Consider the following 20,470-nt stretch of genomic DNA (forward strand, 5'->3'; position numbering starts at 1 on the left):
ATCTGCCTCTCACCGATTGTGAGGACATTTGCAATAGCGCAAACCTGGTGGAGTTCCACGCACCACATCACCTCGGTTTCGAATTGCGGCGACTGCCGGTCTGTGCCACGTTGCTCTTTATTGTCCGTGTGCTCAGTATGGGTCGGCACGGTGGCCGAATCTCAGGAGTGAGTGTGAATTTGCGTCCCGCACGTCTGCTGTCGCGCGGTAGCGTATGGCTCACGCCGGCACTCGAATTCGCCCGGCCGCGCACGATTCGAGCGCGACTGCGCCGGATCCTGATCGTATCGGTGGCACTGGTGCTGGCGCTCCTCACCGTGATCATCGCCGGTGAGATCGGGCGCTACCGCGATACCGGCGCCACCACCAATGCCGTGGATCTCGCACTGGGAGTGCAGGATCTGGTGCACGAGGTGCAGCGCGAACGCGGCCTCACCAATGGTCTGCTCGGCGGCGACGGATCGGCCCGCAATGCGGTCAATGCAGAGCGCACCGCCGTGGACGCGGCACTCCAGGCACTGAATAATGTGCTGGACAAGGGCGCACCCGGCTCCGATCAGGTGCATTCCGCCCTCGCGCAATTCTCGGGCGTGAGCGCCAATCGGGCCGGTGTGGATGCCCGGCATATCGACCGGCCGACCTCGTTCAACTTCTATACCAATGCGATTCTCGCACTGAACCAGGCGCGCCCCGGACTCGCCAACGCACAGGACTCCGCCCTGTGGCGCGGCCTGCAGACACTGTACGCACTCGGTGATGTCAAGGAGTTCACCGCTCAGGAGCGCGGATTCCTCAATGGCGTCTTCACCGCAGGTGAGTTCGGGGCCGGTGAGTACGTTCAGTTCCTGAATATTCGCGCCGGAAAGCTTGCCGCCATATCGGCTTTCCAGCGCGATGCCACCTCGGGACAGCAGGCACAGCTGGACGCCGTCATGCGTTCCGATGATGCGGTGCAGGCCGCCGGGGCCGAATCGGTGGCAATCGGCTCCGAGCGCGGGCTGCTGCAGGAACCGATCAGCGCATCGGACTGGTGGCGGCAGATGACCTCCGTCATCGATGCCCAGCGCGTGGTGCAGCGCTCCGTCGGCAGCGATATCCATGCTCGCGCAGCGGAACTGCGGCGCGAGGCGACGCTGGTCCTCGGCGCCTACGCGCTGGCCGCCCTGCTGGCGACCGCCGCGATGGTCTCGCTGGTGGTGGCCACCGTGCGCGCCATTGTGCGACCGCTCACGCAGCTGGCCGAGGAGGCCGATGCGGTCGCCACGCAGCGCCTGCCGCAGCTCATCGCCGCCTGGAGCGACAGTTCGACCACCGACCCGGACCCGCCGGAGCCGGTGCGCGCCGACGAGCGCGCGGGCACCGAAATCGCCTCGGTGGCAACGGCACTGGATCGAGTGCAGGCCACCGCCTTCGAACTCGCCTCGGCCCAGGCACGATTGCGGCGCAACACCACCGAATCGCTGGCCAACCTGGCCCGCCGCAATCAGAACCTGGTGCGGCGTCAGCTCGGGCTGATCAGCGAGTTCGAGCGGGAAGAGCTGGACCCCAACGCGCTGTCCAATCTCTTCGAGCTCGATCACCTGGCCACCCGTATGCGACGCAATGCCGAAAGCCTGCTGGTGCTGGTCGGCGAGTCGAGCCCGCGGCGGTGGGCGCAGTCCATTCCGCTCAGCGATGTGATCCGCGCCGGCCTGTCCGAGGTGGACGACTACCGGCGGGTGGTACTGCGCCGGGTCGACGATGCCGCCATCGCGGGTGCCGCGGTGAGCGAGCTCGCGCATATGCTCGCCGAACTCATCGAGAACGGATTGGCCTTCTCCCCACCGGATCTCGAGATCGAGATCTACGGCCGCCGCCTCGGACCGCGCTATCTCATCGCCATTGTCGACCACGGCGTCGGCATGCCGCCGGACCAATTGGCGATCGCCAATGCCCGCCTGCGCGGTGAGGCCGACTTCCTGGTCGCACCCACCCGGTTCCTCGGGCACTTCGTGGTGGGCCGGCTCGCGCAGCGGCTGGGCATCGAGGTGGAACTCACCGTCTCCCCGGTCAGCGGCGTGGTGGCCCGGCTGTTCCTGCCCGAAGCGCTGCTCGGCGACCAGCCGCAGCCGGTGCTCCCGGAACTCCCCGCCGCGGAGCCCAAACACGCCGCGACAGTGGAGCTTCCGGTGTCCGGCGGGATGGCCGGATATTCGACAGGCCGCCATCGGCCACTCCCCGCAGTGCCGCAGAACCCGGCGCCCGATCATGAACTCGCTTTCGGCACAGGGGAATTCGGACCGGCAACCGATTCGGGGATCGCCTCGCACATCGCGCTCTCGGCCGGTGGTCCGGGACGGGGATACCCCAACGGAGCTCCCGTGGAAAGCGATACCGTCCGGCTCATACCGCTGCGCGAGTCCGCGGATTCCGCGGGGCGGCAAGAGCCGGTGGCGCCCACCGCACCGGAACCGGAGCCGGAAATTGCGGGAACCGTCCCAGAGGTGCAACGCACACGAAACGGTCTCGTCAAGCGCAGCAGGAAGACTCGCGAGAATTCGGGCGCCACGCCGGGTGGCGCCCAGCCCGCCCCGACCGCCCCGGTGACCGCTCCGCACGCCGACCGCTCACCGGAACAGGTGCGCAGCATACTGTCAGGCTTCCGGGCCGGGCACCAGCGTGGTGAACTCGGCGCCCCACCCCAGCCCGGCTCTAATCCCTAGGAGAACCACAGGTGACGACTCACTACACCGACACCGATCCGCACGCGTTCAATTGGCTGCTCGCCGATTTCGTGCGCACCACCGACGGCGTGCGCGATGCCGTCGCGGTCTCCTCCGACGGGTTGCTGATGGCCATGTCCGCGGGGCTGGACCGGGCCGGCGGCGACCGGCTCGCGGCGATCGTGTCCGGGCTGACCAGTCTCGGCCGAAGCGCCTCCCGCAGTTATGCTTTCGACGGACTTCGGCTCATCATGATCGAGATGGGGCGCGGCTTCCTGCTCGTCTCGGCCATGACCAATGGCAGCTGCGTCGGCGTGATCGCCGATAACAATGCCGATGTGGGCCTGGTCGGCTATCAGATGGCCGTGCTGGCCGAGCGCGCCGGCGCGCTGCTCACCCCCGCGCTCATCACCGAACTGCGGGAATCGTTGGGCCGATGAATGATTCGCACCGGCTACCGGATCCGCGAATGATCGCCGTCAACCAGCCGGAGGGCTGGTCCGGAGCCATGCCCCACACGACGGTCACGGCCGAGGACGAAGCCGACTCACAGGTGGTGCGCCCCTTCATGATGACTGCCGGGCGCACCACTCCACTGGTCGACGGACTCCGGATCGAGACCCTCGTCCGCGCCTCCCCCGCCGCGCTGTCCGCACCACTGCACTTCGAACTGGAGCGGGTGGTGCGGCTGTGTCAGCGCCCGCACTCCATTGCCGAAATCGGTGCGGCCCTGCGCATTCCGATCGGCGTCGCCCGGGTACTGGTCAGCGATCTGATCGCCGCCGGCCATGTCGCGGTGAACCAGTCCGATGAATTGTCCATCTCCGCGATCGAAAGGATCCGGGACCTTGTTCGGGCACTCTGAAGTTCCGGCCGCGCCGCTCGCGTCCTCGGTGAAGATCGTGATCAGCGGCGGTTTCGGCGTCGGCAAGACCACCCTCATCGGCGCCATCTCCGAAATCGAGCCGCTGGCAACCGAAGCGGCCATGACCGAGGTCTCCCGGGGTGTGGACACCCCGGGGCGCAATACCGGTAAGACCACCACCACGGTGGCGCTGGACTTCGGCCGCATCACCCTGGACGCGAACCTGGTGCTCTATCTGTTCGGCACACCCGGCCAAGAGCGCTTCGAATTCCTCTGGGACGACCTGCTGGACGGCGCACTGGGCGGCATCATCCTGGTCGACACCGATCGGGTCGAGGACTGCTACCCCGTGCTCGAGTACTTCGAACAGCGCCGCACCCCGTTCGTGGTGGGGGTGAACCGTTTCGACGCCGCGCCCAACTTCGACCTCGAAGAGGTGCGCGAAGCCCTGGATATCGATCCGGCCGTCATAATGCTCGATTGTGATGCGCGCGACCGGGACTCGGTCAAGAATCTACTGGTAGCCCTGCTGGAACAGATCCTGCGGGCCCGGCGCGCACCCGCTCTGAGCCGCTGACACACAAGCAACCCCGGGTGCCGAAGCACCCGGGGTCTTCTCACGCGAAATCCTTTCGCGCGATGAGATTTAGCGGCCGAAGGAGCCGGTGAAGAGGGTGTTGAGAATACCGCCGAGCGCTGCGCTGCCGGTGCTGAACAGACCGTTGAGAGCCGCACTACCAGTATCGATGATGACCGGGATCATTTTTCAACCTCTCTGTAGGTACGTCGTCGATCGGGATTTCCGGTCGGCGACGTGACCTACAGTGCAGGGCCAGCCTTACAGCGCCCTGGTCGATAGCTGAGAGGTTGCTAAATTAGTGTGTAACCACCGCCACACTAAAGTGGCTCATGGCCGTCCGCAGCATACAGGCTCACTTCACCGTCTTCCGCCAGGAACGCGTTGACCAGCATCGTTCCACTGGAACGAAGCTCTTCCGGGGTCGGAGCGGCGGTCGTGACCGAAACCTGCGGTACCGCAGCCCAGTTGACGACATAGCGCTGCGGGGGACCGTCATCGCCGGAAAGGTGCGCCAGCCGGAACACCGACACCCGCCGGCGAACAATGAGGGTCCGCACGACTTCGGCGATTCGCTCCGGGTCTTCCAGCGCGAACATGAAACCGAAGCGCAGCTCGGGAGAGGATGCGTAGGCGGGCACAAATACCCAGGCTAATCGACCGCGACGCGCAGGGCCCCCGGCGCGCCGCGCCGATAGCCATTCATAAGCCTCAGCAAGGGGCTCGGAAAGCCGCCACCCGGCGGGGGCCTGGAAGCGACCGACCAGCCTGTCCCCCGCGAGCCCGCTCGCAGGTGTCGATCTGCCACCAAACGCAGCACCCGTGTAACCGTGCCGTAATGCTGTATAACGATTCTCCGGCAGCTTCCCCGAGAACGCGCCGAATGGTTGCGCCCCTTCGACTATCGCGCTTTCCTGAATATGTCCCACATTGTGCGGACAGTCTCCCCATCGCATCGTCGCGAATTTCCCGGTTTCTTCACCGTGCCGTTCGTGGTGGGCTGTGCGTCCAGGAGTGTGGGTCTGCGCCGGAGCCGAGGGGAGCCCCTCCCCCGAAACCCCCTCGGCCCTGGCGCATCCAGAACTGCAATGGCTAAGGGCGGAAACATGGCAACCGATTACACCGGAACGGGATTCGGAGCCGAGCTACCATCGCCAACACTGCTGCTGCGCGCCTTCCGGGAACCCGTCACCGATCTGCTCACCGACCCCGCCGATCCCCTCCGCCGTGACCGCGAGATCCTCGAAGCGGCCCACGACCTGGTGCAATGCCATGAGCGACGGCACCACGCGCATGCGGAGGCGCACGCCGCCGAAGCCACCCCACGACGGGTGGCCGAGTGCAGCCGATCGGTGGAGGACATCGACGAACGACGAACAGAACTGGTAGCGCGCATCGACGACTGGGTGGCGATCAATATTCCGCATCGGGCCGGGGCCTCGCTGCACACCGAGACACTCGGCGCGGTGATCGACCGCATGGCCGCGAAATGGGTTGCGGCACAACAGGCATTGGGAACGCCGGCACCGGAGGCGCCGCGCGCCAAAAGCGCCGACGGACGACGACGGCGCAGTGGACCACGAGAGACGCCGCGACGCGCGGACAGCGAGGCGCACCTGCAGTGGTATCGCCTCGCCGAACTCGCCGACGGCTACAAGGATCTGATCACGGACGTGGCCCAGCACCGCAGACGGTTACCCGTCTGGTAGAGACCAACTCTCGGAGCTCTCAGGGGCTTCGGCCCCCGAACCCCCGACGGCCCGGGGGCTGAACAGCCCCGAGTGTTGATCAGCGGGGGTCTACGACCTCGGCATCGATGAACTCGGGCTCGGCGGTGGTGACCGTCGGCTTCAAGGAATCATCGTGTGCGACAACGGGTTCGAGGTCTTCGTCGTCGAAATCCGGGTCGTAGCCGGAATCGGCGGCAGCGGCGCGCTGGGCGGCGGCATCACGCTGGGCGGCGACCGCGGCTTCCCGCATCTCGATGGCGTCGGTGACCCATTCGCCGATCTCCCGGGTCACTTCCGCGACGGTTCCGGTGATGATCGTTGCGATATTGCCGACGTGCCGTGCCCCGGTCGCCGTCAATTCCTGGATCAGATCCTTATTGCTTTCGAATTTCCCGATCATTCACACGCCCACTTCGCTAGCCGTCCCCCGGCGCATCACAATAACACCGGTCGGCTGCGATTTCACGAGCGCCGGAGGCAGTGCCAGCTTGAACAGCTTCGCCCAGACCGAACCGATCTGCTGGCTGAAGCTGCCCGTGTTGTACGGCAGGCCGTGCTTCTCGGCCAGCGCCTTCACCTCGGGGGCGATCTCCGGATACCGGTTGGCCGGCAGATCCGGGAACAGGTGATGCTCGATCTGATGCGAGAGATTGCCCGACATGATGTGGAAGGTCCGGCCGCCCTCGATATTGGCCGAGCCCAGCATCTGACGCACGTACCACTCGCCCTGGGTCTCCTCCGCCGTCTCCTCCTCGGTGAACGTCTGTACGCCCGAGGGGAAGTGACCGCAGAAGATGATGGAGAAGGTCCAGAGATTGCGCGCGATATTGGCGGTGAAGTTCCCCGCCAGTGTGGACAGGAACAGCGGACCGGTCAGCGCGGGGAAGATCACGTAGTCCTTGAGCACCTGCTTGCCGGCCTTACGGACCTGCCCCTTGACCAGCGACTTGATATCCGACCACGAGCGCTTGCCGCGGACGATGTTCTCCACCTCGAGGTCGTGGCCCATCACGCCCCACTCGAAGGCCACCATCAGGAAGAACGCGTACAGCGGATTGCCCAGCCGCAGTGGATTCCAGGCCTGGGCCTCGTCCACGCGCAGGATGCCGTAGCCGATATCCCGGTCTTTGCCATGAATATTGGTGAAGGTGTGATGCATGTAGTTGTGCGAGTGCCGCCACTGATCGGCCGGGCACACCGTGTCCCACTCGAACTCGCGGGAGTTCAGGCCGGGCTCACGCATCCAGTCGTACTGGCCGTGCATGACATTGTGGCCGATCTCCATATTGTCGAGAATCTTCGACACGGTCAGCGAGGCCACGCCCGCCAGCCAGAACGGCGGCAGGAATCCGAGGTACATCAGGCCGCGGCCCGCGACCTCGAAACCACGCTGCGCCTTGATGATCGAGTAGATGTATTCGCGGTCGCGCTCGCCCAGATCTTCGACGACGCGGGCACGCAGTGCGTCGAGCTCGCGGCCGATCTCCTCGACCTGCTCGGCACTGAGAACCACGGGGCCCGCGGGTGTTTCGGTGAGAATCGCCATGACGATCCCTCCTTCAGATAGCGATGTCGACGTCCCCGACGGGGGCGTTGATGCAGAGTTGAATGGGCTGATCGGGGTCGGCGTCGACCTCTCCGGTGCGCAGATTGCGGGTGCAGCCGCTGCGCTTGACCGCGGTGCAGGTGAAGCAGATTCCCATCCGGCAGCCGTATTCCGGTGTGAGACCAGCGGATTCGGCCTGCTCGAGCAGGCTGGCGCCGGTGTTCTCGGTGGTGATGTCACTGCCGGAGAAGGTCACCGAGCCTTCCGCCGTGGCCGGATCGGCCGGTGCGACGGTGAGGACGAACTCCTCCAGGTGCAGCCGGTCGCTGAGCTGCTCGGCCTCGTAGACGGTGCGTACCGCCTTCATGAGTCCGGGCGGGCCGCACAGGTAGGTCTGCGCCGCGGCGAACCACGGTGCGAGCCGCTCCAGCTCGTCGTAGCTGAAGTTCGGATCCTGTCCCAGCTCCGGGTAGAGCATTTCCACGCGGAAGTTGGTGTGCTGCAGCGCCAGCGCCTGCAGCTCGGTGCGATGCGGCACCCATTCCGGTGAACGGTTGTAGTGCAGGAAGAGCACCTTGCCCTGGTACCCCTCGGTGGCGAGGGTGCGCAGCATGGACAGCGCCGGGGTGATGCCGCTGCCACCGGTGATCAGCACGATCCGGTCGGGTCGCTGCTCTGGCAGGTGAAAGACGCCGGCGGCCGGCGCCAGGTCCACCACCATGCCGGGAATCGCGTTCTCGTGCAGGTAGTTCGACACCAGGCCGTGCGGGTGCGCCTTGATGGTGAGTTCGATATGCCGATCGCGGCGGGTCTGCGTATTCACCGGCGAATAGCAGCGGGTATGGCGCACACCGTCGATGACGACGCCGATCTGCACGTACTGCCCGGCCAGATGTCCGGACCACTGCCGGGTCGGCCGCAGCGTCAGCGTCACCGAACCGACCGCGCTGCGTCGCACGTGGGTGATCTCGGCGCGCATCTGGCGCAGGGTGAGCGTGGGCCGGACCAGTTCCAGGTAGCGGTCCAGCGGGTGCGGGGTGGTCAGCCTTTCCACGAGGTCGATGAGTCCAACCATGCGGGCCTCCTGTTACGTCGCCCGGGGCTGTGGGCGACTGTCGCTTGCGATGAGCACCGTGCTCTCCGATGGGCACTAATTTCGGTGCACATCTGTACACTCAACTAGTGTGCCGGGTAGAGGCCATCCAGTTCAACCGGCAGTTCGTGTGACCCACACGACATCTCGCGAATGGAACGAATGTGAACGAATGTATGCTCATCGACGTGAGCGAGCAGGCAGCAACCAGGGGTGAACGCAAGGAACGCACCCGCGCGGCACTACTGGACGGCACCCTCGCCCTGGCCGCCGACCGCGGCTTCGCCGCCCTGAGCCTGCGCGAGATCGCACGCTCGGCCGGCATTGTGCCGACCGCCTTCTACCGGCACTTCACCTCCCTCGACGAACTCGGCACCTCACTGGTCGAGGAGGGCGTGCGGCAATTACGGCTGGCCCTGCGCGAAGTGCGCCGGACCCCGAACGCCCGCCTGGCCGACAGCGTCCGCTTCGTTTTCGAACAGGTCGACGGCAAACGCGATCTGTGGGGCTTCCTCATTCGGGAACGGCACGGTGGTTCCGCAGCGCTTCGTGGCGCGATTGCCGTGGAAATGCAACTCATCGTCCGGGAACTGGTCGTGGATCTGTCTCGGATCCGCACCCTCGACCACTGGTCGCCCGACGATCTCGAGTTCGCCGCCGACCTCATCGTGGCCACGGTCGCCGATCGCATCGCGGACTTCGTCGTGGCGGAACCTCGCGATCGCCCGCGCATTGTCGATCGCGTGGTTCTGCACGTGCGGCTCATCTCGCTCGGTATGGGCGCCTGGGATCCCGATACCGTGGTGCACGAGCGCTGAGGATCAGCGGCCGCCCAGATCGTCCGCGCGCACCGGGACCAGGGCTGCGAGTCCGAGCGCCAGCACCAGCACGATGCCGATGATGCCCGCGCGCTCGGAATCGAACGACCAGACGAAGAACCCGAAAAGTATCGGCGCCAGGAAAGATACGGCGCGGCCCGTGGTGGCGTAGAGGCCGAACATCTGGCCCTCGCGTCCGGGCGGCGCGAGCCGGACCAGAAAGGTGCGGGCGGAGGACTGCGCCGGGCCGACGAAGACGGTGAGCAGCAGGCCGAAGATCCAGAACATGATCGGTCCGGACACGACCAGCAGGATCAGGCCGCAGACGATCATGGCGGCCAGCGACAGTACGATCACCGATTTCGGGCCGATGCGGTCATCGAAGCGGCCTGCGGTGATAGCACCAAGGGCCGCAACAACATTCGCGGCGACGCCGAACAGCAGCACATCCGAGTCGGCGATGCCGTACACCCGGACCGCCAGTACCGCACCGAAGGTGAACACGCCTGCCAGGCCGTCGCGGAAAATGGCGCTGGCGAACAGGAATCCCACGGCGCGGCGGTCGACATGCCAGAGCTCGCGCACATCGCGCCACAGCACCCGGTAGGCATCTGTGATCTTGTGTGTCGCCGCGCCGGGATCGGCTGTGGTGCGCGGCAATTCGGGCACGAAGAGGAATAGCGGAATGGCGAACGCCGCGAACCAGACTACGGCCACCAGCGCCACCAGGCGGATGTTCAGGCCGTCGTCGATGGGGACGCCGAGTAGTCCGCGATAGTCGCCCTTACCGGAAATGAAGCCGAAGTAGACGATCAGCAACAGCACAATGCCGCCGAAATAACCCATGGCCCAGCCGAATCCGGAGATGCGGCCGACATTCGCGGGGGTGGACACCTGCCGCAGCATGGAGTTGTACGGCACATGCGCCAGTTCGAAGGTCGCCGATCCGATACCCAGCAGCAGCAGGCCGAGCCACAGGTAGTGGTAGTTCTCGTGCACGAAGAACATGGCGGCCATGAGCACCACAGTGACGGCGGTCAACACACCCAGGGACAGTTTGCGTTTCGCGGTCGCATCGAACCACTGGCCGCTCACCGGGGCGGTCACGGCCACCACCAAACCGGCGATACCGAGGGCCCAGCCCAGCCACGCGCTCGACGAAATACCGCCCGGCAGATCCTTTCCCACCTTGTCGGTGAGATACACCGAGAAGACGAAGGTGAGGATCACCGCATTGAAGGCGGACCCGGCCCAATCCCACAGCCCCCAGGCCACCACCGGCCCGCGGGCGGCCGCCGATCCGATCGTCTCCCGCCCGGAAACCTCAGCCATCAGCGCAGCCTAGGCGACCCGTCCGCGGTCAGCGGGCCGAACACGATCTACGAAATCGAAACGCCCGGATGGGCTTGCGCGAAATGCGCCAGCCAGGGTTGCCGCCGCTCCTCTGGAGTCATGGCCACCAATGTGCGCAGCTGCGTCCAGCCGGCCTCGTCCGAAGGAGTCAGGATCTGCAGCCATGCGCCCGCGATGGTAGGCAGTGACAGACTCGTCACCACCATGTCCACATCGCCGGTGATGATATTGCGGATCACCTTGCTGCGGCCGCGCGGTACCGCCACGTCATTGCGCGCCCACATCTCCGCGAACAGTGGACTGGCAGCGGCCAATTCGTCGATGAACTCCGTCCACAGGGGATCCTGCAGATTCTTGGCATAGGCGCCGCGCAGGAAACCCACCATGCGCGCCTTGTGCTCCATATCGCCGGGGTAGGGATTGCAGCACTCCGGCGCGAGGAAAACCATCCGAACGACGTTCTTGCTGTTCGTAGTGAAGAGCGGGCACAGCGCCGCGTACGCCGCATTGTGGGCGATCACGTCATAGCGCGCGGACAGCAGTACGGCCGGCAGCGGATCCACATGGTCCAGAATCACCTGCAACTCATCCGGCACCGGTCCATCCGCATGCGGCGACGGAATGGTCTGCACATCCGCCAGCCGATACAGATGCGCCCGTTCCGCCCCGTCCAAACACAGCGTCCGCGAAATGGCATCCAGCACCTGCACACTCGCGTTGATATCGCGCCCCTGCTCCAGCCACGTATACCAGGTAACCCCCACCCCCGCGAGCTGCGCCACCTCCTCCCGCCGCAACCCAGGCGTCCGCCGCCGCGTCCCCACCGGCAACCCCACCTCCTCCGGCCCGATCCGCGCCCGCCGCGACTTCAAAAACGCCGCCAACTCCTCCCGCCGCGTCTTCCGCACCGACCGCGCATCCGAGCGCGCCCGATCCTCCTGCCCGGCAGGGCGCTTCAGGGCGTGCGCCAATTCCGCTCGGTCGATGGGAATACTCTCTCCGGCGGCGGACGCTGCACTGACTCGGTTCACCTATCCATAGTGGGCGCACCTGGCACCGGTATCCAGGTGGTGTGAGTACCAGGATAAGTAGGCTCCTGTTAGTGCGATGTGTGGCGGCGCAGGCACATTCACATGATGCAGAGCCCGACCCGATCTCCACCGGACTGGGACCACCCCGTTGGACGCGGAAGCCCCCGGCACGGTTGCGGTTGGTCGAGGGCTCATCGCGAAATACGTTGGAGAACAACGCCATCGGGTCTCTCTGAATTCTTGCTTCGATCGACCACCCTCTTTCGAGGTCCCGAGCATGGGAATGGCTTCAGATGTCGCTGCGCAGGTATCACCGGAGTTCGGCGACGAGTTAGGTGAGTGTGAAGCTGAGGACGAACCGGGCAGCACCGTTCGCCGGGCGTAGGTCACTTCCGGAGTCACGGTGATCACGTCGAGTTGCTGAACAAGCGTCAAAGGGATCTCCGCACCCTCGAAATGCTCGGAGCTGGGCACTATGACCGCCTCCGCGTCCAAGCGGGTCGCCTGCGCCTTCAGACGAGCCAACGGCGGATGTCCAAATCGGGGGTCATAGATCACCATGTCGGCGAAGTCATAGCCTAAACGTGTTGCGAGCTTTCGGATTTGGCTCTGATCCCAGAGCTGGGCGACACCGGACACATCGGTCCGAAGGTAGCCAAAACACGTTGGCTTATAACGCGTATCCGACCTCTCCTGCAGCAACTCACGCTCCCCGCCGTCTTCGTCGGACTTGAGAAACTCCAGGTAGAACCCCGAATAATCCTCCGACTCGTCCCCGCTGGCCTGAAGCTCCAACACTCCACCTGGGAACCTGAAGAGCCCGCTACTCCGATACATCAGTGCTCCCTCATCGTTTGGGTGCGAGCCGCGCGATTCGCGGTGTCATTCACAACGAGCAAACCGCGGCATCGGCCAGGCGAGAAAGATGGCAAGTCGCTACGAAAGCGGACTTGCCATACCCGTGCGGTAGGCGAGAATGAACCCATGACCAGGGGCGAGGATGACCCGACGCTCAACCTCGATCGGCGACCGTCAATGATTGCCGGCGAACTGGCGCGCGAAATCAAGCGCCTCCGAAAAGCGGCGGGCATATCTCAGCGCGTACTGGCGTCCATGATCGGCTACTCGCGCCAGTACGTAACCCTGACCGAGTGGGAGGATTCCAATCTCCCCTCACTCGAAGTTGTCGCCGCAATCGACAACGCCCTCGACGCAAACGGAGCGCTTCTCGCTCTGCGTGCCCACGCGAACGACGATCGGCAGGCGAGACGGCGCACGAGCGTGACCTCGCTCGCCACTACGGATGAACCCTGCAAGTCGCTCACCGCCAACGTGTTCAGCCCCTTCGACCTCGAGTCCGTGCCTTCCAGCTACGTACCCGAACAGCGGCATGCCGAAAGCGTCGCTTGGTCTGATGTGGAGCAGGTCAAAGAAGTCACCCGGCTCGCCGCGACCACGGAAAATCTTCACGGCGGAGGATCGACCAATACCATTGCCAGCCAACAGCTTTACTCGTTCGCACCGCTCGTACGGGAAAGACCGCACCCGAGACGCGCCGGGCACTATTCGAAGCTGTCGGAAACCTGAGCGGCGTCGCAGCGTTCGCCTCCTTCGACGTAGCAGACTTCACCACGGCCGAGCAACACTCCCGATTCGCTCTCTGGTGTGCAGATTCCGCCGGATCGTGGGAACTACGTGCGAGCACGCTCGCCGATATGGCCCGAATGACGGCCTACACCAGCGGCACCGACGATCCGACCGACTTTCCGCCACCACCCGCGCGATGCTCAGCGCGCTACGCGCCCAGTTCCTCGCCGCGCTCGGTCGCACTGACGAGACATTGAACGAAGTCGCCCGCTCAGATGAACACTTCGCCGATAGCGCGCCCGGCGAGGATGCGCCCTGGATGTGCTACTACGACGAGGCCGAGCACTTAGGCAGCACGGGCAAGGCCCTCATCCCGGTCGCATTGGCGCGAACCCAGATGGAACTGGCCGCGCCACGGATCCGCCAAGCCATCCGACGACAAGGCCAGAACTACCCCCGATCGCGAGCTTTTTCACTGACACGACTGGCCACGCTGACTATGCGCATGGGCGACCCCCAGGAAGCAGCCTCACTCGGTTTGCAAGCAGCGCGCCAAGCGAAAGAACTTCACTCCCAACGCATTCGCGATGAACTGCAAGTGCTGACTCGTGCGTCAATCAAACATCTTGGTATCCCCGAGGTGAATGAGCTGTACAGCGTTCTGACCGACGACCGCGAGGCGTTCGGGGCTTCCTCGTGAACCAGTCCGAGCCGCAGATCACCGCCGCCGAGGTGCTTTCCCGGGCAGCGAAACTCAGCAACGTCGACGCCCACGGCGCGGTTTCGGTCCGAGATGGCTCCCACGCGATCTTTGAGTTGCCCAAACGGAATCGTGGCCCGGATCGGCAAACCGCACAGCTACCGAACAGCGCAGCGCGAACTGCGGATCTCACAGTGGCTCAACCAGAATGGCATCAGGACCGTGCAAGCGGCGAACTCCATTCCACAACCGACAGTGGTGGACGAACGACCCGTCACCTGGTGGACTCTGATCCCAGATCACCGGCCGTCCACACCCGAAGAGCTGGGCAGGATGCTCCGCCAGTTACACGCGCTGACACCGCCGGCCGACTTCCCGCTGCCGAACTACGCACCATTCGATGGGCTGCGAGAACGTCTCGACTCCGCAACCATGCTCAAGAACGACGACCACTCGTGGCTCCTGGAGCAGTACGCACGGCTGCGCCGACAGTACGACGAACTCGATGATCCCTCACCGCCTTGCGTCATACACGGCGACGCCTGGCAAGGAAATCTCGTGGTACCTACCTCCGGTGAGCCCACCGTGCTCGACCTCGACCAAGTATCCGCAGGTTGGCGCGAATGGGATCTCGTTCAACTGGCCGTCGATTTCACCGACTTCCGACGGATCACCGACGGCCAATATCAGAGCTTTGTCGACGCGTACGGCGGCTACGACGTAACCCTGTAGCCGGGTTACCGCGTACTCGCTGACATCCAAGAACTCCGTTGGGTTGGTTTCGCGCTCAGCCGTTCAGATACGAGGCAACTAGCCGCGACCGAAGCCGCACATCGCATCGCATGTCTCCGCGGACTGGTACCGAAACCCTGGTCCTGGCAAGCGCTCTGAGCCCCGCAATACCGTAGTAGTGCAGATTCCGCGGGTCGGCCTTGAACCCAACACGGAGTGCCCAGCGCAGCTTGCCCTTGAAGAACCGGTCCGGGGTCACTCCGTCTGCGTCCGTCCACCACAACAGTTTCCGGCGCTGGGGTGTCCGAGCCTATACTGCATTGGGAGCGGGAAGAGTCGACGGTGACCGACGTCAACGACTCAGACTTCTCGATATGGGATTTCCGATGAGGTGACAGTGATATCGCCAAAGTCATCTTTTCTATCCGCAAAATAGCGCTCAAGGGGATGCCTTGCGCAATTCAGCGAACGCACCTGGTCCGACAATTACCTCCTGCACGGCGTTCTTGTCATAACTTGCCTTTGCTCGGGGAATTATGCCAAGGCGCGACGGAGTGACAATGATTCTCGACACCGGGCAATAGAAATAAGTACCCTCGATCGACACTCGATGTGGTTGTTGGTCTTGTTCAGTTCCGTATCGCCACCCCGCAACAGTCTGAGCATTCGTCTCCCGGGCACTCGGCTGCGCGGCGCTCATCCGCGTGGCGCGATGCTGCGGGACGCTCGCGAAATCCGGCCCGGATGTGGGAATACTTTCTCCAGCCGGGGGCGCTCCATTGGTGGCTGGTGAGTTCACATATCCATAGTGGGCGCATCCGGCACCGGTATCCAGGTGGTGTGGGTACCAGCATAAGCAGGCTCCTGTTTGCGGGCTCGGGTGCGGCGCAGGCTCGTTCGTATGACACAGAGCCTGACCCAATCTCCACCGGCGGTGGCGGCTCCGGCATCCGCTTCCGCTACTCGTCGACCTCTCGCCGTACTGGCCGTGATCCTGCTCGGGCAGTTCATGGCGGTGCTGGACGCCTCCATCGTCAATGTCGCGATTCCCGCGATTCGAACCTCTTTGCACGCTTCGGGTTCCGCACTGCAGCTCATCGTCTCCGGCTATGTGATCGCCTACGCCGTACTGCTGGTGACCGGCGCCCGGCTGGGTGACCGGTTCGGGCAGCGGAATATGTTCCTCGCCGGACTCGGCATCTTCACCGTCGCGTCGCTGATCTGCGGGCTGGCGTGGAATACCGAGGCGCTCATCGTCTTCCGATTCCTGCAGGGCGTCGGTTCGGCGGCCATGGTGCCGCAGGTTATGACACTCATTCAGCGGGTTTTCACCGGAACCACACGCGCCCGGGCGCTTTCGGCCTATGCGGCCGTCATTTCCGGCGGCATGGTTGTCGGGCAGATTGTCGGCGGCCTCATCGTCAGCTCGGATCTGGCCGGAACCAGTTGGCGCGGTGTGTTTCTGGTGAATGTGCCGATCGGACTGGCACTGCTGGCCATCGCACCGCGGATTCTGCCCGCCATCACCACGCGGGTGAACCGCAAACTCGACCTGCCCGGACTGGCGGTGCTGACCACGGCCGTGCTGCTGCTCGTACTACCTCTGGTCCTCGGGCACGAACAGCACTGGCCGGTGTGGAGCTGGATCGCATTGATGTGTGCCGCAGCGGGATTCGCGGGATTCGCAGTGGTCGAGCGCTGGGTGCACCGGCGCGGCGGGGAACCGCTCTTCGCCGATCGGGTGCTGCGGGCGCCGGGGCTGGTACTCACCGCGATCACCCTGCTGCTGGTCATGTGCACCTTCGGCGGCTGGCTGTTCGTCATGGCCATCCATCTGCAGAGCACCCTCGGATACAGCGCGCTGCACGCGGGCCTGCTGTTCATTCCCATGGGCGTGGCCTTCGCGATCGCCAGCATGTACTGGCAGCGCATTCCGGCGCGCTATCACGCGATCATGATCCCGGCCGGCCTGGTGCTGGCCGCGATCACCATGGTCACCATGGGTCTGCTGCTGCGGGACGGCCGGGATCTGGGCCCGCTGGAGCTGACCGTCTTCGGATTCATGGGCGTCGGATTCGGGCTCTCGTTCAGTCCGCTCATGAGCCGCACCACCGCCAAGATTCCGGTCGCGCTGGCCGCCGACGCCAGCGGCATCCTGGTCACCAATGTGCAGCTGGGCGTGGTGATCGGCATTGCGAGCTTCGGCTCGGTATTCCTGAGCCTGGCCGGGTCGACCACGCTGTCGGCCTCGCACGCGGTCGGCGTCACCGCCATTGCCGAAGGCATTACCGTGCTGATCGCAGCCGGTTTCGCCGCTCGTGCGGCACGGTGACCTGACCGCGGAGAGCAGCAGGACTCTGGAAGTCTGAGGGGCGCCCCCGCCGGGGCGCCCCTTTTTCCGACTTTCCCTATGCACTGAATTGCATAGTACGTCGAGTCTCAGTTACCCTGGCCGCATGGCCCTCGAACACGCGCTATTGGTATCGCTGACCGAACGCGCGAGCTCGGGCTACGACCTGGCCCGCCGGTTCGACAAATCCATCGGCTTCTTCTGGAACGCCACCCACCAGCAGATCTATCGCGTGCTCAAGCGCATGGAAGAGCAGAGCTGGGTAACCGCCGAAGCCGTGGCGCAGGAGGGCCGCCCGGACAAGCGGGTCTACACCGTCAGCGACGCGGGCCGCGGTGAACTCACCCGCTGGATCGCCGAACCCAGCGATGCCGGGCCCATGCGCAATGAACTCGGTGTGAAACTGCGCGCCGCCTCGCTCGGCGACGTCCCCGCGCTGGCCGCCGAATTCCAGCGGCACCGCGACGAACACGCCCACCGCCTCGATCTCTACCGGAACTTCGAGAAGAAGGACTACCCCGCGCCGGATCAGCTCTCCGGCCGCACCCTGCACCAGTACCTCGTACTGCGCGGCGGCATCCGCGTCGAAGAGGGTTTTGTCGACTGGTGCGACGAAGTACTTGCCGGCTTGCGCAAAGACAATCCCGATGGCCTCCGCGACCCAGCCCGGTCGCAGGCGTCCGACCCGAAAGGCACTGCGCGATGAGCGCTTACCCGCATCTGTTCGAACCCCTGGACCTGGGATTCACCACACTGCGCAATCGCGTGGTCATGGGTTCCATGCACACCGGCCTCGAAGACAGGGCCTGGCACACCAACCGGCTGGCGGCCTATTTCGCCGAACGCGCCCGTGGCGGAGTCGGTCTCATCATCACCGGTGGTTACGCGCCCAACCGCACCGGCTGGCTGATGCCGTTCGGCGCGAAGATGACCAATAAGACCGAGGCGTACCGCCACCGCGTCATCACCAAGGCGGTGCACGCCGAGGGCGGCAAGATCGCGCTGCAGATTCTGCACGCGGGCCGCTATTCCTATATGCCAGGCAGTGTTTCGGCCTCCTCTATCAAGGCGCCGATCAATCCGCTGCGCCCGCGCGCACTCTCGGCCAAGGGCGTCGAGCAGACCATCGACGATTACGCGCGCTGCGCCTCGCTGGCCAAGTTCGCCGGCTACGACGGTGTCGAAATCATGGGCGGTGAAGGGTATTTCATCAACCAGTTCCTGGCGCCGCGCACCAATAAGCGCAAGGACAAGTGGGGCGGCTCGCCGGAGAACCGCCGCCGCATCGCCAGTGAGATCGTGCGCCGGGTGCGCAAGGCCGTCGGCCCGGACTTCATCATCGTCTTCCGCCTGTCCATGGCCGATTTCGTGGAGAACGGGCAGACCTGGGACGAGATCGCCGCTGTCGCAAAGGATGTGGAGGCCGCTGGAGCCACCATCATCAATACCGATATCGGCTGGCACGAGGCGCGGGTGCCCACCATCGTCACCTCGGTGCCGCGCGGCGCGTTCGTCAAGTGGACCGCGAAGGTCAAGGACGAGGTGAGCATTCCGGTGTGCGCCTCCAACCGCATCAATATGCCGGAGACCGCGGAGGAGATCCTCACCCGCGGCGATTCGCATCTGGTGTCGCTGGCCCGCCCCCTGCTCGCCGATCCGGACTGGGCGCGCAAGGCCCAGGAGGAACGCGATGACGAGATCAATACCTGCATCGCCTGTAACCAGGCCTGCCTGGACCACGCCTTCCAGATGAAAACCGTGTCCTGCCTGCTGAATCCGCGCGCCGGCCACGAGACCGAACTGCAGCTGCTGCCGACCCGGCGCACCCGGAAATTCGCCGTTGTCGGCGCCGGCCCGGCCGGGCTGTCGGCAGCGGTGAGCCTGGCGCAGCGCGGGCACGTCGTGGATCTGTTCGAGGCCGATGACAAGATCGGCGGCCAGTTCGATATCGCCCGCCGCATCCCCGGCAAGGAGGAGTTCAGCGAAACCCTCCGCTACTACACGCGCCAGATCGAAATCACCGGCGTGCGAGTGCATCTGAACACCAAGGCCACCGCGCAGCAGCTCATCGACGGCGGCTACGACGAAATCATCCTGGCCACCGGCGTGAAGCCGCGCATCCCGAACATCCCCGGCGTAGACCACCCGAAGGTACTCACCTACGCTGAACTGGTGCGTGAGGGCAAGCCCGTCGGCAAGAAGGTCGCGGTCATCGGTGCCGGCGGCATCGGCTTCGATGTCAGCGAGTTCCTCACTGTCGAAGGCCATCCCAGCCTCAAGCTCGACGAGTGGGAAGAGGAGTGGGGCGTGTCGGACGACCCGAACATGCGCGGCTTCCTCACCACCCCCAAGCCCTCCCCCGCCGCCCGCGAAGTAGTCCTGCTGCAGCGCAAGGCTTCTTCCTTCGGCAAGGACCTCGGCAAGACCAGCGGCTGGGTGCACCGTGCCGCCGTCAAGGCCAAGGGCGTCGAACAGATCGGCGGCGTGAACTACGAGCGCATCGACGACCGCGGCCTGCACATCAGCTTCGGCGAGAAGCGGCAGCGCCCCACCGTCATCGAGTGCGACAACGTAATCCTCTGCGCCGGACAGGAATCCGTCCGGGATCTGGAAGCGCCGCTGCAGGCCGCGGGCGTCACGACCCACCTGATCGGCGGCGCCGACTTCGCCTCCGAGCTCGATGCCAAGCGCGCCATCAACCAGGGCACCCGGCTGGCGGCAGCACTCTGATGCCCACCCTCACCCGCCTGGGCCTGCCCGGAAACGAGCAGGCTTGGGCGGCTCTGGGTTTCACCGGCACCCACGGTGAGATCCGGATCGGCCACGTCACCTGCACCCTGGGTGAGCCCGGCTGGGGTTTCGACGAAACCCATTCCGACCCAGCACAACTCGGCGTGCCGTATCTGGCGTCCGATACCGGGCGCGCGCCGGGCAACCCCGGCGGTATGCACGCCGCGGGCAATAATCGGGCAGCGACCCGGGCCGAACAGCCGAGCCCGCACGCCAATGGGGTCACGATCGTCGACCATGTTGTGTACTGGGTGCCGGACCTGGACCGGGCCGCCACCGACCTCACTGCCGTACTGGGCATTCCGCCGCGCCGCCGCTTCTTCCCGCGCGGCCCGGACGGACCCGAGATGGCCTTCTATCGTGTCGGCGAACCCTTCATCGAGGCGGTGAGCTACGGCGGGCCGCCCGCACTGCTCGGCGTCGCCTTCCTGACTCCCGATCTGGACGCCGCCGTTGCCGCCATCCGCGCGGCGGGCGGACCCATCGGCGACCCCAAACCGGCGGTGCAGGGCGGTCGCATCGCCAGTGTCTGGCGCGGGCACGTCAACTGGGGCATCGCCTTCATGGAGCCCAAGTCGCGCAACTGAGCCGTGCCC

At 65.1% G+C, this 20,470-nt stretch carries 19 protein-coding genes; 13 read left to right on the forward strand and 6 right to left on the reverse strand.

Annotation, left to right across the window (positions count from 1 at the left end; all coding sequences use genetic code 11):
• Window positions 1-173 precede the first annotated feature (173 nt).
• The 4 genes from OG716_RS23275 to OG716_RS23290 are packed head-to-tail and all read left to right on the forward strand — an operon-like array spanning window position 174 to window position 4,144.
• Entirely contained in the window at window positions 174-2,702 is a 2,529-nt protein-coding gene (locus OG716_RS23275; protein ID WP_405132879.1) for a nitrate- and nitrite sensing domain-containing protein, read from the forward strand.
• Between the two features lie 11 nt (window positions 2,703-2,713).
• On the forward strand, window positions 2,714-3,142 hold the full coding sequence (locus OG716_RS23280; protein ID WP_405132880.1) for a roadblock/LC7 domain-containing protein: 429 nt from the start codon (window positions 2,714-2,716) through the stop codon (window positions 3,140-3,142).
• A complete protein-coding gene (locus OG716_RS23285; protein WP_405132881.1) occupies window positions 3,139-3,567 on the forward strand; it encodes a DUF742 domain-containing protein in 429 nt (142 codons plus the stop codon). Before OG716_RS23280 ends, OG716_RS23285 begins: the two co-directional genes overlap by 4 nt.
• Complete coding sequence (locus OG716_RS23290) at window positions 3,551-4,144, forward strand: GTP-binding protein (RefSeq protein ID WP_405132882.1); 594 nt, start codon at window positions 3,551-3,553, stop codon at window positions 4,142-4,144. The genes OG716_RS23285 and OG716_RS23290 overlap by 17 nt, the downstream gene beginning before the upstream one ends.
• A 320-nt stretch (window positions 4,145-4,464) precedes the next feature.
• On the opposite strand, the gene OG716_RS23295 is transcribed toward OG716_RS23290, so the two are convergent.
• Window positions 4,465-4,785 carry a hypothetical protein gene (locus OG716_RS23295; protein ID WP_355123076.1) on the reverse strand — a complete coding sequence of 107 codons (321 nt, stop codon included), beginning with the start codon at window positions 4,783-4,785 and terminating at the stop codon, window positions 4,465-4,467.
• A 465-nt stretch (window positions 4,786-5,250) separates the two neighbouring features.
• Between OG716_RS23295 and OG716_RS23300 the strand changes: the two genes are divergently transcribed.
• Window positions 5,251-5,853 (forward strand): DUF4254 domain-containing protein, encoded by a 603-nt coding sequence (locus OG716_RS23300; RefSeq protein WP_405132883.1) that lies wholly within the window; start codon window positions 5,251-5,253, stop codon window positions 5,851-5,853.
• Window positions 5,854-5,932: 79 nt separating this feature from the next.
• Here OG716_RS23300 and OG716_RS23305 read toward each other — a convergent pair whose 3' ends face one another.
• The 3 genes from OG716_RS23305 to OG716_RS23315 are packed head-to-tail and all read right to left on the reverse strand — an operon-like array spanning window position 5,933 to window position 8,495.
• On the reverse strand, window positions 5,933-6,274 hold the full coding sequence (locus OG716_RS23305) for a hypothetical protein (RefSeq protein ID WP_405132884.1): 342 nt from the start codon (window positions 6,272-6,274) through the stop codon (window positions 5,933-5,935).
• Entirely contained in the window at window positions 6,275-7,420 is a 1,146-nt protein-coding gene (locus OG716_RS23310) for an acyl-CoA desaturase (RefSeq protein WP_327144317.1), read from the reverse strand.
• Window positions 7,421-7,433: 13 nt separating this feature from the next.
• A complete protein-coding gene (locus OG716_RS23315) occupies window positions 7,434-8,495 on the reverse strand; it encodes a ferredoxin reductase (protein ID WP_405132885.1) in 1,062 nt (353 codons plus the stop codon).
• Between the two features lie 194 nt (window positions 8,496-8,689).
• Here OG716_RS23315 and OG716_RS23320 point away from each other — a divergent pair, with 194 nt between their 5' ends.
• Entirely contained in the window at window positions 8,690-9,331 is a 642-nt protein-coding gene (locus OG716_RS23320; RefSeq protein ID WP_405139859.1) for a TetR family transcriptional regulator, read from the forward strand.
• Between the two features lie 3 nt (window positions 9,332-9,334).
• On the opposite strand, the gene OG716_RS23325 is transcribed toward OG716_RS23320, so the two are convergent.
• The gene (locus OG716_RS23325; RefSeq protein ID WP_405132886.1) at window positions 9,335-10,663 is read right to left on the reverse strand and encodes an MFS transporter; all 1,329 of its coding nucleotides are present in this window, start codon (window positions 10,661-10,663) and stop codon (window positions 9,335-9,337) included.
• A 47-nt stretch (window positions 10,664-10,710) separates the two neighbouring features.
• A complete protein-coding gene (locus OG716_RS23330; protein ID WP_405132887.1) occupies window positions 10,711-11,715 on the reverse strand; it encodes a helix-turn-helix transcriptional regulator in 1,005 nt (334 codons plus the stop codon).
• Window positions 11,716-12,699: 984 nt separating this feature from the next.
• Between OG716_RS23330 and OG716_RS23335 the strand changes: the two genes are divergently transcribed.
• The 7 genes from OG716_RS23335 to OG716_RS23365 all read left to right on the forward strand — a co-directional run bounded on the left by OG716_RS23335 (window position 12,700) and on the right by OG716_RS23365 (window position 20,461).
• Window positions 12,700-13,302, forward strand: a complete 603-nt coding sequence (locus OG716_RS23335; RefSeq protein WP_405132888.1) for a helix-turn-helix domain-containing protein — start codon at window positions 12,700-12,702, stop codon at window positions 13,300-13,302.
• Window positions 13,303-13,498: 196 nt separating this feature from the next.
• Entirely contained in the window at window positions 13,499-14,002 is a 504-nt protein-coding gene (locus OG716_RS23340; protein ID WP_405132889.1) for a hypothetical protein, read from the forward strand.
• 132 nt (window positions 14,003-14,134) lie between these two features.
• Window positions 14,135-14,734 carry a phosphotransferase enzyme family protein gene (locus OG716_RS23345; protein ID WP_405132890.1) on the forward strand — a complete coding sequence of 200 codons (600 nt, stop codon included), beginning with the start codon at window positions 14,135-14,137 and terminating at the stop codon, window positions 14,732-14,734.
• 901 nt (window positions 14,735-15,635) lie between these two features.
• Window positions 15,636-17,066: an MFS transporter gene (locus OG716_RS23350; RefSeq protein ID WP_405132891.1), complete on the forward strand. Its 1,431-nt coding sequence runs from the start codon at window positions 15,636-15,638 to the stop codon at window positions 17,064-17,066.
• Window positions 17,067-17,190: 124 nt separating this feature from the next.
• The gene (locus OG716_RS23355; RefSeq protein ID WP_405132892.1) at window positions 17,191-17,790 is read left to right on the forward strand and encodes a PadR family transcriptional regulator; all 600 of its coding nucleotides are present in this window, start codon (window positions 17,191-17,193) and stop codon (window positions 17,788-17,790) included.
• A complete protein-coding gene (locus OG716_RS23360; protein WP_405132893.1) occupies window positions 17,787-19,814 on the forward strand; it encodes an FAD-dependent oxidoreductase in 2,028 nt (675 codons plus the stop codon). The genes OG716_RS23355 and OG716_RS23360 overlap by 4 nt, the downstream gene beginning before the upstream one ends.
• On the forward strand, window positions 19,814-20,461 hold the full coding sequence (locus OG716_RS23365; protein ID WP_405132894.1) for a VOC family protein: 648 nt from the start codon (window positions 19,814-19,816) through the stop codon (window positions 20,459-20,461). The genes OG716_RS23360 and OG716_RS23365 overlap by 1 nt, the downstream gene beginning before the upstream one ends.
• The last annotated feature ends 9 nt before the right edge of the window (window positions 20,462-20,470 follow it).

It is taken from the genome of Nocardia sp. NBC_01388, assembly GCF_045040085.1.
In the GTDB taxonomy this organism is placed as follows: domain Bacteria; phylum Actinomycetota; class Actinomycetes; order Mycobacteriales; family Mycobacteriaceae; genus Nocardia.